At 53.9% G+C, this 15,073-nt stretch carries 17 protein-coding genes; 3 read left to right on the top strand and 14 right to left on the bottom strand.

Annotation, left to right across the window (positions count from 1 at the left end):
* Positions 1-114: 114 nt before the first annotated feature.
* From KNP84_RS13615 to speE, 4 genes are all read right to left on the bottom strand, one after another.
* A complete protein-coding gene (locus KNP84_RS13615; RefSeq protein WP_029594638.1) occupies positions 115-1,065 on the bottom strand; it encodes a sodium-dependent bicarbonate transport family permease in 951 nt (316 codons plus the stop codon).
* Between the two features lie 193 nt (positions 1,066-1,258).
* Positions 1,259-1,627, bottom strand: a complete 369-nt coding sequence (locus tag KNP84_RS13610; RefSeq protein WP_021066069.1) for a Na-translocating system protein MpsC family protein — start codon at positions 1,625-1,627, stop codon at positions 1,259-1,261.
* 2 nt (positions 1,628-1,629) lie between these two features.
* Positions 1,630-2,511, bottom strand: a complete 882-nt coding sequence (speB, locus tag KNP84_RS13605; protein WP_021066068.1) for an agmatinase — start codon at positions 2,509-2,511, stop codon at positions 1,630-1,632.
* Entirely contained in the window at positions 2,508-3,347 is an 840-nt protein-coding gene (speE, locus tag KNP84_RS13600; protein WP_029594637.1) for a polyamine aminopropyltransferase, read from the bottom strand. Before speE ends, speB begins: the two co-directional genes overlap by 4 nt.
* 204 nt (positions 3,348-3,551) lie before the next feature.
* Between speE and KNP84_RS13595 the strand changes: the two genes are divergently transcribed.
* Complete coding sequence (locus KNP84_RS13595; protein WP_251025996.1) at positions 3,552-4,472, top strand: EAL domain-containing protein; 921 nt, start codon at positions 3,552-3,554, stop codon at positions 4,470-4,472.
* A 36-nt stretch (positions 4,473-4,508) separates the two neighbouring features.
* Here the strand turns inward: KNP84_RS13595 and KNP84_RS13590 are convergent, their stop codons facing one another.
* Positions 4,509-4,655, bottom strand: a complete 147-nt coding sequence (locus KNP84_RS13590; RefSeq protein WP_214750978.1) for a hypothetical protein — start codon at positions 4,653-4,655, stop codon at positions 4,509-4,511.
* A 138-nt stretch (positions 4,656-4,793) separates the two neighbouring features.
* On the opposite strand from KNP84_RS13590, the gene cls reads away from it, so the two are divergent.
* The gene (cls, locus tag KNP84_RS13585; protein WP_353049113.1) at positions 4,794-6,317 is read left to right on the top strand and encodes a cardiolipin synthase; all 1,524 of its coding nucleotides are present in this window, start codon (positions 4,794-4,796) and stop codon (positions 6,315-6,317) included.
* On the opposite strand, the gene KNP84_RS13580 is transcribed toward cls, so the two are convergent.
* The 9 genes from KNP84_RS13580 to ypfJ form a co-directional block, all read right to left on the bottom strand.
* Positions 6,293-6,826: a TVP38/TMEM64 family protein gene (locus KNP84_RS13580; RefSeq protein WP_214835834.1), complete on the bottom strand. Its 534-nt coding sequence runs from the start codon at positions 6,824-6,826 to the stop codon at positions 6,293-6,295. The two genes, cls and KNP84_RS13580, sit on opposite strands and share 25 nt — an antisense overlap.
* A 61-nt stretch (positions 6,827-6,887) precedes the next feature.
* Positions 6,888-8,150 carry a dicarboxylate/amino acid:cation symporter gene (locus KNP84_RS13575; RefSeq protein WP_214802347.1) on the bottom strand — a complete coding sequence of 421 codons (1,263 nt, stop codon included), beginning with the start codon at positions 8,148-8,150 and terminating at the stop codon, positions 6,888-6,890.
* Between the two features lie 158 nt (positions 8,151-8,308).
* A complete protein-coding gene (locus KNP84_RS13570) occupies positions 8,309-8,812 on the bottom strand; it encodes a YwhD family protein (RefSeq protein ID WP_021066061.1) in 504 nt (167 codons plus the stop codon).
* A gap of 57 nt (positions 8,813-8,869) precedes the next feature.
* Positions 8,870-9,922: a DUF871 domain-containing protein gene (locus KNP84_RS13565; RefSeq protein ID WP_214802350.1), complete on the bottom strand. Its 1,053-nt coding sequence runs from the start codon at positions 9,920-9,922 to the stop codon at positions 8,870-8,872.
* Between the two features lie 54 nt (positions 9,923-9,976).
* Positions 9,977-11,350: a PTS transporter subunit EIIC gene (locus KNP84_RS13560; protein WP_029594632.1), complete on the bottom strand. Its 1,374-nt coding sequence runs from the start codon at positions 11,348-11,350 to the stop codon at positions 9,977-9,979.
* A 12-nt stretch (positions 11,351-11,362) separates the two neighbouring features.
* Positions 11,363-12,256 carry an N-acetylmuramic acid 6-phosphate etherase gene (gene murQ / locus KNP84_RS13555; RefSeq protein ID WP_256442315.1) on the bottom strand — a complete coding sequence of 298 codons (894 nt, stop codon included), beginning with the start codon at positions 12,254-12,256 and terminating at the stop codon, positions 11,363-11,365.
* A 163-nt stretch (positions 12,257-12,419) separates the two neighbouring features.
* Positions 12,420-12,875, bottom strand: a complete 456-nt coding sequence (locus KNP84_RS13550) for a GNAT family N-acetyltransferase (protein WP_215114967.1) — start codon at positions 12,873-12,875, stop codon at positions 12,420-12,422.
* Positions 12,872-13,720 (bottom strand): MurR/RpiR family transcriptional regulator, encoded by an 849-nt coding sequence (locus tag KNP84_RS13545; RefSeq protein WP_021066056.1) that lies wholly within the window; start codon positions 13,718-13,720, stop codon positions 12,872-12,874. Before KNP84_RS13545 ends, KNP84_RS13550 begins: the two co-directional genes overlap by 4 nt.
* 108 nt (positions 13,721-13,828) lie before the next feature.
* Positions 13,829-14,686, bottom strand: coding sequence for a KPN_02809 family neutral zinc metallopeptidase (gene ypfJ, locus KNP84_RS13540; protein ID WP_021066055.1), 858 nt, complete (start codon positions 14,684-14,686; stop codon positions 13,829-13,831).
* Between the two features lie 164 nt (positions 14,687-14,850).
* On the opposite strand from ypfJ, the gene KNP84_RS13535 reads away from it, so the two are divergent.
* Positions 14,851-15,039, top strand: a complete 189-nt coding sequence (locus tag KNP84_RS13535; RefSeq protein WP_012727443.1) for a 2-hydroxymuconate tautomerase — start codon at positions 14,851-14,853, stop codon at positions 15,037-15,039.
* The last annotated feature ends 34 nt before the right edge of the window (positions 15,040-15,073 follow it).

Below are 15,073 nucleotides of genomic sequence, written 5' to 3'. Positions count from 1 at the left end.
CGCAAAAACACCTCCGATGCTAGCACTTTTTTAAAGTGTACCACTGCGAAGGTGTTTTTATATTGTCTCAAAAATTTAGGTTAGCCCACTCAACTCGTGAGAACGGGCCTGTTTTCAGGTGACGATTGAAATGAATAGCGGGATGCCGACGAGCAGATTGAACGGGAACGTGACGGCGAGGGCGAGCGTCAAATAAAACGACGGCTCCGCTTCTGGTACCGACGCCTGGAGCATGGCCGGGGCGGCGATATACGACCCACTCGCGGCGAGCGTCATGAAGAGAATCGTCCCCCCGTCCGACAGTCCGGCCATCCCGGCCGCGATGTAACCGATGACGGCCCCGACGAGAGGAAACGTCATGCCAATGACTAAAAACTTGAGGCCATAGGACGGCACCGCCTTCAACTGATGACCGACCTTGACGCCCAGGCTGAGCAGGAACAAGAGCAAGACGCCCGGGAACAAGTCGATGAAAAACGGTTCGAGCGCCGATGTATCCGGTGTGACGATTCCGACGACGAGACCGGCCAACAACAGCAGAATGCTCTTTGAAAGCAGACTGTCGCGGATGACCGTGAGCGATTGAGTCGGGGCCGCCGTAATCCCGAGGACACGGCTCTGATTGTAGAGCAACAGCGCGACGACGAGACCCGGAATCTCGAGCACGACGACGAGCGTCGTCATGAACGGTTCATAGACGATACCAAGACGTTCGAGCTGGGCCGTCGCGGCGACATATGTCACGAGCGAGACCGAGCCAAACGTGGCCGCCATGGCGATCCGTTCCGGGAACGTGAATTTGAGTAGCGAGCCGATTCCAAAGGCGACGAGCGGCAAGATGATGCCGACGACGAGCGTCACTGCCAGTGGGAGTGCCAACTCGTCCATCGACACCGAGGCGAGACCGATTCCCCCTTTCAACCCGATGGCGAGCAGTAAGTACAAGTTGAGCGTGATGCTGAGCGACTCCGGGATTCGTAAATTCGATTTTCCGAGAGCGGCAATCACACCGGTCACGAATAGGAGCACCGGGGCGCTCGTCAATAAAAACGTCAATAGTTCCATACATTTCCTCCTAGACGACAAAAGCGCACACCAAAGAAAGGTGTGCGCTGCATGCCGACGGCTCGAACACGTTCGCTCCGTCTAGCCGACAACTGTCGGATGTGTAGTTAGTCAGCTCCGGGTCAGGACGACGGGGATGTCTCGCGGACACCACTAATCCTGAACCGTCTCTGCTTCTAGTGTAAAAACGTCGTCACGGCTTGTCAATCCCATTCTCCCACGGCGCATCGAGGCGAAAGACGATAAGGCGTTCCCCTGTCTTCGTGCTGATGTCCGTATGGAGCGAGACGAGTCGCCGCCCGAGTACGTCGTGCACGATGGCCTCGAGCTGAGGCCGACCGGATTCGACGAGGTTGTTGCGGTACTTCTTCAATTGCTCGCGTCCGGCCGATTTGGCAGCCAGTTCGTACTCGGCCGGGGTCAAGACGCCTTGGAGCGTCACGATCGCCAGGTCGCGGAGCAAATCTGCTTTACACGTCAAGGAACCGCGTCCGAGATACTCTTTCTCCCATTGGGTGATGCGAGCACTCAGCTCCATCTCGAGCTGACCTTTTTTCGGCATCGTTACTTCACGAACCCGATCATCATCTCGCGAAGAATCTTCGCGGCGGCGATGGCCGTCATGTCCGACTGATCGTACGCCGGTGACACTTCGACGAGGTCGGCCCCGATAACGTCGACGTCGGCGTTCGCGATAGCGTGGACCGCTTCAAGCAATTCCTTAGTCGTGATGCCACCGATCTCTTGCGTTCCCGTTCCCGGTGCAGCCGATGGGTCGAGGACGTCGATGTCGATCGTGACGTATACTTTCTTCCCGGCGAGCGTCGGCAACACGCGTTTGAGCGGTTCGATCACTTCATATTTATACATGTTATAGCCGACTTCTTTGACCCAGTCGAACTCTTCTTTCATCCCAGAACGAATTCCGAACGAGTAACAGTTCGATGGCCCAATTAAGTTGGCCGCTTTTTTGAGCGGTGTCGAGTGCGACAACGGCTCGCCTTCGTATTCGTCACGGAGGTCCGTGTGCGCATCGAAGTGAAGAATGACGAAATCGTCGCCGTATGCATCGTGCATCGCCTTGATGACCGGCCAAGTGACGAGGTGTTCCCCACCCATACCGAGCGGGAACTTGCCTGCTTGGATGACGTCCTTGACGAATGACTCGATCATGTCGAGCGACTTTTGTGCGTTCCCGAACGGAAGCGGGATGTCACCGGCGTCATAGACGGCGGCTTCACTCAAGTCCCCATCCAAGTACGGGCTGTACTCTTCAAGCCCGATTGAGACTTCACGGATTCGGTTCGGGCCGAAACGTGAACCCGGACGGAAACTGACCGTCCAGTCCATCGGCATCCCGTAAAGGACCGTCTTCGCGTCTGCGACTTCTGGCAGGCTCGCGATGAACACTTTGCCTGAATAGGCTTCATCGAAACGTTTAATCATTTCGTCAAGTCCTCCACGAATTTAGGCAGGACGAAGGCCGCATTGTGAAGCTTCGGCGTGTAGTACTTCGTCTCGATGTCATGGAAACGCTCCGGAGCCACTGCTTCCGGATCATACTGCTTCGAACCGATTGTGAACGTCCACATGCCGCTCGGGTATGTCGGTACGTTCGCAGTGTAGAGCTTCGTGATCGGGAAGATTTCTTTCACGTCACGTTGGACTGTCTGGATGAGCTCTGGCGTGAACCATGGGTTGTCCGTCTGCGCGACGAAGATTCCATCGGCTTTGAGCGCTCTCGAGATTCCGGCGTAGAATCCTTTCGTGAACAAGTTGGCCGCTGGGCCGACTGGTTCTGTCGAGTCGACCATGATGACGTCGTACTCGTTCTCAGACTCAGCGATATGCATGAAGCCGTCGCCGACGATGACTTCAACGCGTGGGTTGTCGAGTTCGCCTGCGATGTTTGGTAAGTATTTCTTCGAATATTCAATGACTTTCCCGTCGATGTCGACGAGAACTGCTTTTTCGACTGATGGGTGTTTCATAATCTCACGGATGACGCCGCCGTCTCCGCCGCCGACTACGAGCACATGCTTCGGATTCGGGTGCGTAAAGAGTGGGACGTGAGCCACCATCTCGTGATAGACGAATTCGTCCTTATCCGTCGTCATGACCATTCCGTCAAGCAACAACATTGTTCCGAACTCGTCCGTTTCGACCATTTCTAGTCGTTGAAACTCCGTTTGTTCGCTCTCATAAACGTGGTTTACACGGAACGTGATTCCGTAATCTTCTGTCTGGTGCTCCGTAAACCATAATTTTAATTTTTGGTCCATCGATAGAACCCCTTTCTGATTAAAAAGTTGTTCGTATGCGAGTGGCGTTTTGAGGCGCTTCTTATTCATACGATAGGAAGTATACAAAAACTGTCCGCATTTTGCACGATTTTTTTATTTATTTGTCCCGTCGTGTGAGTTTTATGTGAGTTTTATCCGATAAACTAGAGACAGAGTATTTCATCATCTGAAAGGAGTGATCCTATGTGGTCTCCGTGTACTGCCTGCTCCACGAACATCCCATTCTTTGAACGCGGCTTAGTCGTCGTCAATGAACAATCGCATCCATACGATTCCTTTGATGAATTGACCGAGCGGCTCACCACCGTTGAAGACGATGTGTATTGCGTCGATTTGACGACGAAACGACAAACTGCCATCATCTCGGCGCAGAATCTGCTTGAACAGATCGCCAATCGCGATACGATCGAACTCATTCAACACGGTGACTTTGAAAGTCACTTGCAACCGATCGTCCATCTCGATACGGGCGAACGGTTCGGTTATGAGGCGTTGCTCCGCAGTCGCAATAACATCTCCCCAGGAGAGTTATTCCGCGCGGCCAACCGGTTCGGCCTGCACTCGAAGCTCGACCAACGCGCCCGCGCCGAGGCGATTAAAGCAACTCATCATGCCGTCGCCCCGCACGAGAAGACGTTCATCAACTTCTTGCCGTCGACGATTTATAATCCAGACTATTGCTTGCAACACACGTTCGAGATTATCGACCAATACGGACTCAGTCCTGACCGCTTCATCTTTGAAGTCGTCGAGACGGAGAAAGTACAGGACGTCGCTCACTTGCAGCACGTCTTTTCTACATATAAGAAGCGCGGCATGAAAGTCGCCCTCGACGATGTCGGGGCCGGTTTCTCGACGCTCGATATGTTGAAACGGCTCGAACCGGACTATGTCAAAATCGATCGGTCGTACATCTCGTTTTGCGATCAGGACGCCGAAAAGCGGGCATTTTTGAAAAATGTACGTCAATTGACCAAATCGATGGGCATCACGATTCTCGCCGAAGGCATCGAACGAGCCGAAGAAGTCGACGTCTGTCGTGAACTCGGCTTCGATTTGGCCCAAGGGTATTACTTCGGGAAGCCTTCCCCGTACGCCATTTAAGACGAACGGCCACGAGCAAGCGCTCGAGGCCGTTTTTTAGTCGTCGTTCTCTTCCATATCATCATCGTTCTCTTGCATTTCCGTGTCGTTATTATCCATCGGTTCTTCGTCTGCTCCCCCGCAAGCCCCGAGAATGATGCCTGTCGCTAAGAGCGACGCGGCCAATGCACCTTTTTTCTTCATCGCTAACACCCCTTTTACGTTATGTCGTACAGTTACGATAATTCCCTTCGCCCATATCGTGAAACGTAATTTTAGATTAACAATGTGTAAACGGTGGAATGAATTCAGTGATGACAACTGAACAGAAAGAAGGTGTACGTGTTGAAACGACGCGTCTGGCAACTCCTCACCATGATTGTACTCGGCCTCCTCCTTCTCCTCGTCCTCTATTCCGTGGACGGATTGATTCCATTCTTGATCGGTCTCGCCATCGTGGCGCCGCTCCTCGTCGGCTGGTATATTTTATTCGACCAGGTCCAACCTCAGGCCAAACTCGCTTGGCTACTCGCCGTCCTGTTCATCCCGTTCCTCGGCGCCCTCGCCTGGGTATTGTTCGGACGGACGCCGCGACGCCATCGTCGGATTAAGCGGACTTCGACCGAGATTCGCATGTTCCGGCAAGCGATTGAAGCGGAACGCATCGAGACGTCCAACGACGTGTCCGATCGGTATCCGCTCACGCGCACGCTCGAAAAACTAGGGGCGACCGGTGCGGACGGCCACACTTCGACGAAACTGCTCGTCAACGGGGAGGCCAAGTTCGAAGCGGTGCTCCACGACATCGAGCAAGCGACGCATCACATCCATGTCCAATATTACCTGTTTCGGACCGATGAGATTTCGCTCAAAATCCGCGACGCCTTGATCAAGCGCTCGAATGAGAACGTCACCGTCCGGTTCTTGTATGACGGGCTCGGCAGTCAGGAAATCAATGAAGATTTCATCGAACCGCTCCGCGAGTCCCGTGTCCACGTCCAAGCGTTCGACCCGGTCGTCCATCCGCTCCTCGTCTTTAACGCCAACTTCCGCAATCATCAGAAGTTGATCGTCATCGACGGGCGAATCGCCTATACGGGTGGTCTGAACGTCGGAGATGAATATTTGGGCAAACATAAAAAGCTCGGATTTTGGCGCGATACCCATCTGCGTCTCGAAGGGCCGCTCGTCCGGGAACTGCAGCGTCTGTTCGTCGAGAATTGGCTGTATGCGGGTCATGAAGAAGACAAAGAGACGTGGGACTTGTTTGCCGACAGCAAACACTTACCGGAATACTTTATCGATGAGCCGCAACAAGAAAACGGAGCGACGCAACTGCTCGTCACATCTCCTGGGAAAGATGTGACGATTCGAGACGGGCTCATGGCTCTGTTGATGCAGGCGAAGGAATCGATTTGGATGACGACCCCCTACTTGATTCCGCCTCCCGAAATGCTCGCGCTGTTAGAAGTCGCCGGCAAGCGCGGCATCGACGTCCGAATCGTCGTGCCTGGAAAAGGAGACGAATGGTTCAGCTTTCATGCGACCGAGTATTATTTTGAGCAATTGCTCAAACGGAATATCCGGATTTATAAATACAATCGTCATTTCATCCACGCAAAAACCGTCCTCATCGATGGCAAGATTGCGCTCGTCGGGACGGCTAACTTTGATTTTCGGAGCATGTATTTGAACCATGAGATGACCATCGCCCAGTTCGAGACGTCATCCATTCAAGAGTTGCACGAAGCGTTCTTGAACGACTTCGATGAATCAATTCTCGTCGACTGGTCGATGCTACGCAAGAAATCGAACGGCAAACGCTTCGTCGAAGCGTTCTGTCATATCTTCTCGCCGCTTCTCTGAGACAAGCGCCACATGGCGTACAGAACGGCGAGAACGGCGACGAGAACGAGTTGCCATCCGGTCGCCACGGTCAGGACGGCCGTGACGGCAAGCGCCTCAATCAAGAGCGCCGGGACTTTTCCAATCGTGCTCGCTACAGCGAACGAGGGGAGGGACATCTTGCTGAATGCGGCCGACAGCGTGACGAGACCGGACGGCACGAACGGTAACAGCCGGAGCCCGAGGACGAGGAACCAAGCCTCGACCCCCTCGGCCTCACGGAGACGCCGCAGCCGCTTTCCGTCCGGTGACGTGTAGCGATGGAGCGCCTGGCGATACAGGACGAAACTGAGCACGGCGCCGACGGCCTCACCGACGATGGAGACGACGACGCCTGGTCCGAATCCTAGCAATTGAACGTTCAGCGCCGTCAAAAAGGCGCTCGGCAACACGCCCGCGATGGCGATGATGCTGTTTAAGATGATGCTGACCACGACAAACAACGGGATCGGCAGAACTTCCCACTCCATTCATTAAAACCTCACTTCATTTGAAAAGGCTGGCCCGGTATGAACCGGGTCAGCCTTTAGGTTATTTTGCGTCCACTTCATCCCACGAGTCTTCGTCGACTGGAGGAAGATGTTTCTCTTCGAGTTTCGAGACGACGACCGCACACGCGGCGTCCCCTGTAATATTGACCGACGTCCGGAGCATATCGAGGATCCGGTCGACACCGATGATCAGGGCAATCCCTTCGACCGGTAAGTTGACTGATTGTAAGACGAGCGCGAGCATGACAAGTCCGACACCTGGTACGCCCGCCGTCCCGATTGAGGCGAGTACCGCTGTGATGACGACCGTCAAGAGCTCTGTCATCGTCAAATCAGCATTGAACACTTGCGCGATGAAAATCGTTGCGACCCCTTGCATGATGGCCGTTCCGTCCATGTTGACCGTCGCACCGAGCGGTTGGACGAACGACGAAATCGAGCGTGGGACACCGAGTTTCGTTTGAGCCACTTCCATCGACACCGGGAGTGTCGCATTCGATGAAGACGTCGAGAATGCGAACGTCATCGCCTCGTAGAAGTTTTTAAAGAAGAAGACGGGATTCATTTTCCCGAGCAACGCCACTGCACCGCCATAGACGATGACTGAATGGAGCGCCAACGTCAAGACGACGGCAATCATATACCATGCCATCGCTTGGACAGCCTCTAATCCAATGCCACCGATGGCTGAGGCGATCAAAGCGAACGCACCGTACGGCGCAAGTTTCATGACCAAATGAATCAAGTACATCATGATGCGGTCACCTTGTTTGACGAATCGGCGCCATGTGCGCGCTTTTTCACCGAGCGCGATCATCGCGAATCCGATGAGTGCCGCGAAGACGATAATTTGAAGCATATTGCCTTCGGCAAGTGCTTGAACCGGGTTCGTTGGAATCATGTTGACGAACGTCTGCACGATATTCGAAGATTCTTCCGAACCTGACGCATCAAACTCTAATCCCGTCGTCGGGAAATCTCCACGTTCTCCTGGTTGGATGACATAAGCGACACCCATCGCCAAGACGATGGCGAGCGCCGTCGTCGTCAAGAAGAAGAGCAATGATTTCGTTCCGACACGACCGAGTTCTTTCGGGTCACCGAGACCCATGACACCAAGAATGATCGAGAAGAAGACGATCGGGACGACTAACATTTTAATTAAGTTCAAAAATACGGTTCCGACTGGCGAGAGGACATACGTATTGGCCATATCATAAATATTGCCCGGTAATCCTGCTAATGCTAAACCGACGGCTACCCCCAACAGTAGCCCAATCATAATTTTCTTAGTTTCACTCATCGTGTCACCCTTTCTCTTTTACACAAGTGCGTTTAGTATAGCATAATGCTGAATATTCATACAATTACGGTGAAATCACAACATGATAACAAATTCATGTTCCCAAATCGGGGCACATGAAAACAAAAAAGATTGGAGACCGAAACGGTCCAATCTTTTCACTCGGCGCTCAAACGCTCAAGCTCGGTTTGAAGTTCGGTCGATTGTTCCCAGATTTCAGGACGATGTTCTTTCAAAAAGGCAGCGAGCACGTCGCGTGACGGTGCATCCATCATGTCAATCAAAATGCGGCCTTTGAGCGACTTGTCCATCTGGTTGACGTGATACGGCAACAGTTTATAGCCGCGCCGTGCCTCGAGGTCAATCGACATGTCACAAGCTGCGACACCGCCGTAATAGAATCCTTCTGGCTTTCGTCCGACCGTGACCCAGACGATCCAATACGGTTTTCCGTTCGGCACCGCTTCTGGATCCGTCAAAAATTTGATGCGTTTCTCGATCGCCGATTTGGCATGCATGGCCCCCATATCGATGACCGCGGTCCCCGCCTCGACATCGATGATGACGGGAGACATATTGTTCAAACTGAGCGAACCGACCCCAAAACCGCCGTGGCCATCGGTCGAATCGTCAGCGACGATGTTAAAATTAATCTCTTTCATGGCATTCCCTCCCTCTCTACTGTACACAAAGACGAGGGAATGTGGCAATCCGGAACGTCAACACCACTCGATTCGAAACTTCGTGCCCGGTCCGATCGATTGGATGAGCGGCCGGTCTGCCTCGATGACGCGCCCAAGGACGTTGATCCGATCGTCTGCCACCAAATCGCGTTTTGTGATTTGCAGCTCACCGGCATAGCGCCCGTACTTCGCATTATCGACCGTGATCGTTCCGAGCGGACGCGGTCTTGCTGCCATCGGCTCGAGCAAGCGGTCCCCCGGACGTCCATAGCCCCTCGATTCGACCGAACGGACGACGTCACGTGCCGGGTCCATCCGGTTCGTCTGGACACGATAGAAGGCGGCCTCAATCGTCGTCTCCGCTTCGGCCCGAAGAACGAGCATTTTGTCGGCGTGTGAGGCGAACTGTTCAATCGTCTCATCGGTGAGTCCCGGATCGCCGATTAAGATGCGATCGACTGAATCCATGAGGTCCATGTAGCAGGCGAACGTCGACAACAGGCGATGGTCCTCGAGCGTCGGCAGCCGTTCGAACAGCGGTCCTCGGAGTGTCCCGTCACCAGGGATGAACGCCTGGACGCTCAACCCTTGCCGCTTCAGCCAATCGTTCTTGGCATCGAACCAGTTACGATTGAGCCCCGTCTCCGGGCGCGGATAGAAGTTGTGCCACGCCTCGACGTTGTCCGTCACGAGGCCGTGTTGCTTCATCTCTATGAGTTCCGCTTCAGACAGCGTGCTCGCGTTCAAGGCGACCGTCATTCGGGTCGACAAGTCGGCGACTTGTTTCGGCGTCACGCCGTAATCGACGCGCAGCCCCGTCACGCCCCAATCGAGAAGTGTATGGGCATCGTCCCACGTCTTGCCGAGCGCGGCGAGCGACGTCGGTGCGATATCCGCAAACAGTTCCATGTCGAGTTCTCGTGCGAGCGTCCCGAGGTCACGAAGCCGTTCCGTATACACCGACGTGTCGTCCTCGGGGATATGCAGTGACGTGAACATCGAGGTGAAGCCAATCTCGCGCATGCGTCCGACCCATATCTTGAACTGCGGTGTGAGCGGTTCGCTCAAATAAACCGATAATCCCTTCATCAGAAATTCCTCCTCATCAAATGAAAAGGCGACTCCAAAGAGCCGCCTCAGTTGTTAAATCCCGTCTGCCATTTCTTCTTTGAAGCCGAAGAAATACGTGAAGATGAAGCCAGCCGTATACGAAATGACAAGACCTGCGATGTACGTCAAGTACATGCCGTTGTCGATGAGCGGCGTAAGCGAGAGACCCGAGACCCCAATCCCGAGTGCTGCCGTCTTCATCGTCGCTTGGAAGGCACCTCCGACCGCGGCCCCCATACAAGCCGTCAGGAACGGACGGCCAAGCGGGAGTGTGACCCCGTAAAGGAGCGGCTCGCCGATTCCAAGGAATCCGACCGGAATGGCCCCTTTAATGATGTTACGGAGACGTTGGTTGCGCGTCTTCACGAAAATCGCGAGCGCCGCCCCGACTTGTCCAGCCCCTGCCATCGCCAGGATTGGCAAGAGTGCCGTGTTACCGACCGTGTTCAAGAGTTCCAAGTGAATCGGTGTGAGTCCGTGGTGCAACCCGACCATGACGAGCGGCAAGAAGAATCCAGCAAGGACAGCCCCTGCTACCGGTCCACCGACTTCAAGCACGGCGTTCAATCCTTGCATGATCCCGTCTGACAAGATGCCTGCGACCGGCATGATTGCATAGAGCGCCGTGAAACCGACGACGAGGACCGTGAGAAGCGGTGTAAAGATGATATCGACCGCCGTCGGCATGAAGCGACGAACGTGTTTCTCGATGTACGTCATGAGCCAAGCGGCAAAGATGACCCCGAACAGTCCACCCCGCCCGACAACGAGCGGTTCCCCATAAATGGTGATGTCCGCGAGCACCGGGTTGAAGAGAATCCCCCCGGCGATGGCACCGAGTACCGGCGTCCCGCCGAACTCTTTGGCCGTGTTCCAACCGACGAGGATGGCGAGATACGCGAACACTGTGCTACCGAGCAATAAGAGGATTTGCATCCACGTTTCGGTCGGGTCAACGCCGGCGTTCTTCGCGAAGTTGGCTCCCCCGTTAATGATACCTGAAGCGACAAGCCCTGGAATGAGCGGAATAAAGATGTTCCCTAAGCGACGCAAGAAGCGCTTGAACGGCGACTTCTGTTTGTCTTTCACTTTTTGACGTTCGATGGCCGCCCGTTCGTCCGGCGTCAAATTCGCATCGACCGACTCTTCCCCGATGGCGAGCCCCGTCTCACGACTGAGATGGTCCGCCACGCGGTTGACCGTCCCCGGGCCAACGACGATTTGCAACGTCTCGTCATCGATGACACCCATGACACCATCGATTTGTTTCAATGCAGTGAGATCCGCTTTCGTCGGATCTTTGAGCGCTAAACGCACACGTGTCATACAGTGCGCGAGTTGACGAATGTTATCTTTCCCCCCGACATGCTCTAATATCGCATGTGCAAGAACCTCTTCTTTCTTCATCTCGAATCCCCCTTATAATGCGTCACGGACGAATCCGTTCGCACGCTCTAATCGCTCGACTGCCTCCGCATGCGGGACGTCGGCTAAAATCATGACAATCGCCGTCTTGACGTGACCACCGGATGAATCGAAATAACGCGCGGCCGTCTGTTCGTCGACCCCTGTCGCTTCCGCAATCATCCGTTTGGCCCGCACTTCCAACTTCTCGTTCGTCGGCTGCACGTCGACCATCAAGTTTTGATACACTTTCCCTACCCCAATCATCGACGCCGTCGAGATCATGTTGAGGACGAGTTTTTGCGCCGTCCCTGCTTTCAATCGGGTCGATCCGGTCAATACTTCTGGTCCCGTCTCGACTTCGATTTTGAACTCGGCGTGTTCGCTGATTTTTGAACCTTTGTTACACGATAGCGCGGCTGTCGTCGCGCCGACCTCGCGGGCGTAATCGAGTCCGCCGATGACGTACGGTGTCCGTCCGCTCGCGGCGATCCCGATGACGGTGTCGAACGCATTCAAGTGAAGCGCTTTCAAATCATTGACTGCCAAATCCTTGCTATCCTCTGCTCCCTCGACCGCTTTAATCAACGCCCGTTCGCCACCTGCGATGAGTCCGACGACCATATCCGGTGACACGCCAAACGTCGGCACACATTCTGCCGCGTCTAAGATGCCGAGCCGTCCGCTCGTCCCTGCGCCGATGTAAATCAAACGTCCGCCTTGTTTGAAGGATGCGATGGCACGCTTCGTCACTTCGGCAATGACCGACAGTTCTTCTTGAATGACGTGTGGGACCGATTGATCTTCCTCATTCATCACTGCAAGGAACTCCTCGACAGCCATCTCGTCCAAGTGCATCGTTCGTTCATTTCGTCTTTCAGTAGCCAGTTTGTCTAACATCGCCACCATCCTTTCTTCTCTCTAATTTTATTGTACTAACTTGAAATTAAAAGTCAAACTTATTTAAAAAAATAAGGAAATAAAATTTCATTGCAGGTCAGGCGTATACATGTAGATTTGTATACGTGTATACATCTATAGAAAAACGCCCGGCCCTATTGGACCGAGCGCCTTAGCTGATGACTTTTTTCAGCACGTGGACGTGATCGCCGCGTGCCGTGATGGAATCTTTTTCATAGATGTAGCCTTGCCGTTCCCAAAAGCGACGCGCCCGCTCATTGTGAGGTAACACCCCGAGTCGGAACACCGTCTGGAACGGACGCATATACGTCTGTTCGAGCTGTTCATACAATCGCGTCGCAATCCCGGTGCCGTGCAGCCGTTCATCGACGATGAACAGACCGAGCCAAAGCGATCCGTCGACCGGGTGTTTTTTCAACAAATCGGCGACGGCGATGACATCCCCGTCCTCAAAGACGAGGCTGACAGTCTCCTCCGTCTCAAAATCGGCCACGTTTTCATCGCGGAACGTTTCGGGCGCCTGTCCGTTCAATTCCGCGAACGACCGTTGTTGTAAGAGGAACGCCGCCACCGCATCACGCCACGTTGCGTCATAGACGTGAATCATCGGCGCAACTTCACCATCTCGTCACGTGCCTCGGCGTAGCGATCAATCAATCCCTCGCCTTTTCGGTGCAACAGCCCCATATAAAGTGTGTCGATAATCGTCAACTGGGTCATCCGTGAAGCGATGCTCGCAATCCGGAAATCACGTTCGACGCTCGGCGTGCATAGTCGGACATCCGCTTCTCGATAGAGCGGAGATTTATCGAGGTCCGTGATGGCGACGACCGGCACCCCTTTTTTCTTGGCGAAGCGGACGAGTTCGAGTACGTCTTTCGTCCGACCCGACGTACTGATGGCGACGAAAACGTCGTTCGGGCCGAGATGCGGAATGAGCGACAACATGTAATGGAAATCTTGCGATGTCTGGGCCGCATAGCCGAGTTTTGTGAATTTATATTGCGCGTCATAGGCGGCTGTCGACGAACCGCCGACCCCATAAAACACGACCCGGTTCGCTCGGGCGAACGTATCGATCGCATGCTCGAGCTCACGCTTGTCCATCGCCTCGGCACATGCCTCGATGGCCATTTTGTTCACATGGATGACTTTTTGAAACGAATCGTAAGGTGTGTCTTTCTGCTGCAACACGTTGAAATCGGTGAGCGTCGTCTCGGTGATCGCCAAGTCTTTGACGAGGGCGAGTTTGAACGCCTTGAAGCTATCGATTCCGACGACACGCGCAAAGCGAACGATACTCGCCTCGGACACGTCCGTCTTTTGAGCGAGCTCTTTCGTCGTCATATTCGGAACGAGCGTCGAGTGGGATAAAATATAGTCGGCGATTTTTTTCTCCACGGACGTCATCTCGCTTTTGGCGAATTCGATTTTTTTGAGTAAGGATTCCATCGGGTCATCCCCTTCCTACTTCTAGTTTCTGTTTCCATGATAGCGGATTCTTTCTTCACAAGCCAACTTGGACATGGAAAAAGGTCAAGCCATCGCTTGACCTCATGGTTATAAGTTTTTAGCGTTGAACGTATCGCCGCCTTGAATCGTCCCGTTTTGGAACCCTTTATCGAACCAACGTTTCCGTTGTTCGGACGTCCCGTGCGTGAACGAATCCGGTGTCACATAGCCGCGCGCCTGTTTCTGAAGGGTGTCATCCCCGATTTGGTGCGCCGCATTCATCGCTTCTTCGACGTCGCCGGACTCGAGGTAACCCATCCCTTGAGCGTGGTGGGCCCAAACGCCTGCATAATAATCGGCCTGGAGTTCGAAGCGGACCAAATATTTGTTGAACTGTGTCTCACTCATCTCGTTTCGGAGCGGCATAATCTCGTCCGTCGTGCCGAGCAACGTCTGGACGTGGTGACCGACCTCGTGGGCGACGACGTACGCCATCGCGAAGTCACCCGGTGCATTGAACTGTTGACTCAGGTCATCATAGAAACTTAAATCAATATACAACTTCTGATCACCCGGACAGTAGAACGGTCCGACAGCCGATCCGGCAATCCCGCACGCCGATTCGACTTGATCTTTATAGATGACGAGCGTCGGCTCCCGATACGTCAATCCGTTCTCCGCAAAAATATCGGTCCACACTTCTTCGGTATCCCTTAGCACGACCGACACGAAGTCGGCCATCTCTTCTTCCCGCGCCGAGCCTTCATACGTTCCAGAGGACTGTTCCGGTTCTCCGAGTCCGATGTTGTTGACGATATCGCCCGGATTGCCCCCGTTGAGCAGTGTGAAGACGATGACCAAGATGAGACCAAAGCCCCCACCGATTCCTGCGATGCCTTTCCCTCCGACACGTTGCCCCCGTCGATCCTCGACGTTTCGACTTGCTTGTCTACCCTTCCATTTCATCCGCCTGTTCCTCCTACGACTAGTCTGTCTTGTTCCTTACCCCGTTTTCACATATTTCGCACCTGCATTTTTTATTTGTACCGTCCGCCCAATCGATTTTCTGCTTTCCACTTGCCTCACCTTTCACTAGAATGAAAGGGAACGAACTAAAAGGAGGAAATGTGATGCCATACGTAACGGTTAAAATGCTCCCAGGTCGCACGGTCGAACAAAAACGTGCGTTGATTGAAAAGGTGACAGACGCCGTCTCCGAGACGACGAACGCCCCGAAAGAAAACATCACCGTCTTCATCGAAGAGATGGACGCGACGCACTACGGCCAAGCCGGCGTCATGCACGCAGATAAGAAGTAAACACAGCGACCGCCCTTCCATCTCGGAGGGCGGT

Origin of the sequence: Exiguobacterium sp. s70, from assembly GCF_018618315.1 — a bacterium.
In the GTDB taxonomy this organism is placed as follows: domain Bacteria; phylum Bacillota; class Bacilli; order Exiguobacteriales; family Exiguobacteriaceae; genus Exiguobacterium; species Exiguobacterium chiriqhucha.
Note: the sequence above shows the minus strand (reverse complement) of the source record. Positions and strands in the feature narration are given on the sequence as shown.

Bases quoted from the DNA above. Each gene is read 5' to 3' on its own strand.
- speE (WP_029594637.1), bottom strand. From the start codon at position 3,347: ATGGACCAAAAATTAAAATTATGGTTTACGGAGCACCAGACAGAAGAT.
- KNP84_RS13545 (WP_021066056.1), bottom strand. From the start codon at position 13,720: ATGGAATCCTTACTCAAAAAAATCGAATTCGCCAAAAGCGAGATGACG.
- KNP84_RS13595 (WP_251025996.1), top strand. From the start codon at position 3,552: ATGTGGTCTCCGTGTACTGCCTGCTCCACGAACATCCCATTCTTTGAA.
- KNP84_RS13580 (WP_214835834.1), bottom strand. From the start codon at position 6,826: ATGGAGTGGGAAGTTCTGCCGATCCCGTTGTTTGTCGTGGTCAGCATC.
- KNP84_RS13560 (WP_029594632.1), bottom strand. From the start codon at position 11,350: ATGAAGAAAGAAGAGGTTCTTGCACATGCGATATTAGAGCATGTCGGG.
- KNP84_RS13565 (WP_214802350.1), bottom strand. From the start codon at position 9,922: ATGAAGGGATTATCGGTTTATTTGAGCGAACCGCTCACACCGCAGTTC.
- KNP84_RS13550 (WP_215114967.1), bottom strand. From the start codon at position 12,875: ATGATTCACGTCTATGACGCAACGTGGCGTGATGCGGTGGCGGCGTTC.
- murQ (WP_256442315.1), bottom strand. From the start codon at position 12,256: ATGGTGGCGATGTTAGACAAACTGGCTACTGAAAGACGAAATGAACGA.
- KNP84_RS13590 (WP_214750978.1), bottom strand. From the start codon at position 4,655: ATGAAGAAAAAAGGTGCATTGGCCGCGTCGCTCTTAGCGACAGGCATC.
- KNP84_RS13615 (WP_029594638.1), bottom strand. From the start codon at position 1,065: ATGGAACTATTGACGTTTTTATTGACGAGCGCCCCGGTGCTCCTATTC.
- KNP84_RS13535 (WP_012727443.1), top strand. From the start codon at position 14,851: ATGCCATACGTAACGGTTAAAATGCTCCCAGGTCGCACGGTCGAACAA.
- KNP84_RS13570 (WP_021066061.1), bottom strand. From the start codon at position 8,812: ATGAAAGAGATTAATTTTAACATCGTCGCTGACGATTCGACCGATGGC.
- KNP84_RS13610 (WP_021066069.1), bottom strand. From the start codon at position 1,627: ATGCCGAAAAAAGGTCAGCTCGAGATGGAGCTGAGTGCTCGCATCACC.
- ypfJ (WP_021066055.1), bottom strand. From the start codon at position 14,686: ATGAAATGGAAGGGTAGACAAGCAAGTCGAAACGTCGAGGATCGACGG.
- KNP84_RS13575 (WP_214802347.1), bottom strand. From the start codon at position 8,150: ATGAGTGAAACTAAGAAAATTATGATTGGGCTACTGTTGGGGGTAGCC.
- speB (WP_021066068.1), bottom strand. From the start codon at position 2,511: ATGATTAAACGTTTCGATGAAGCCTATTCAGGCAAAGTGTTCATCGCG.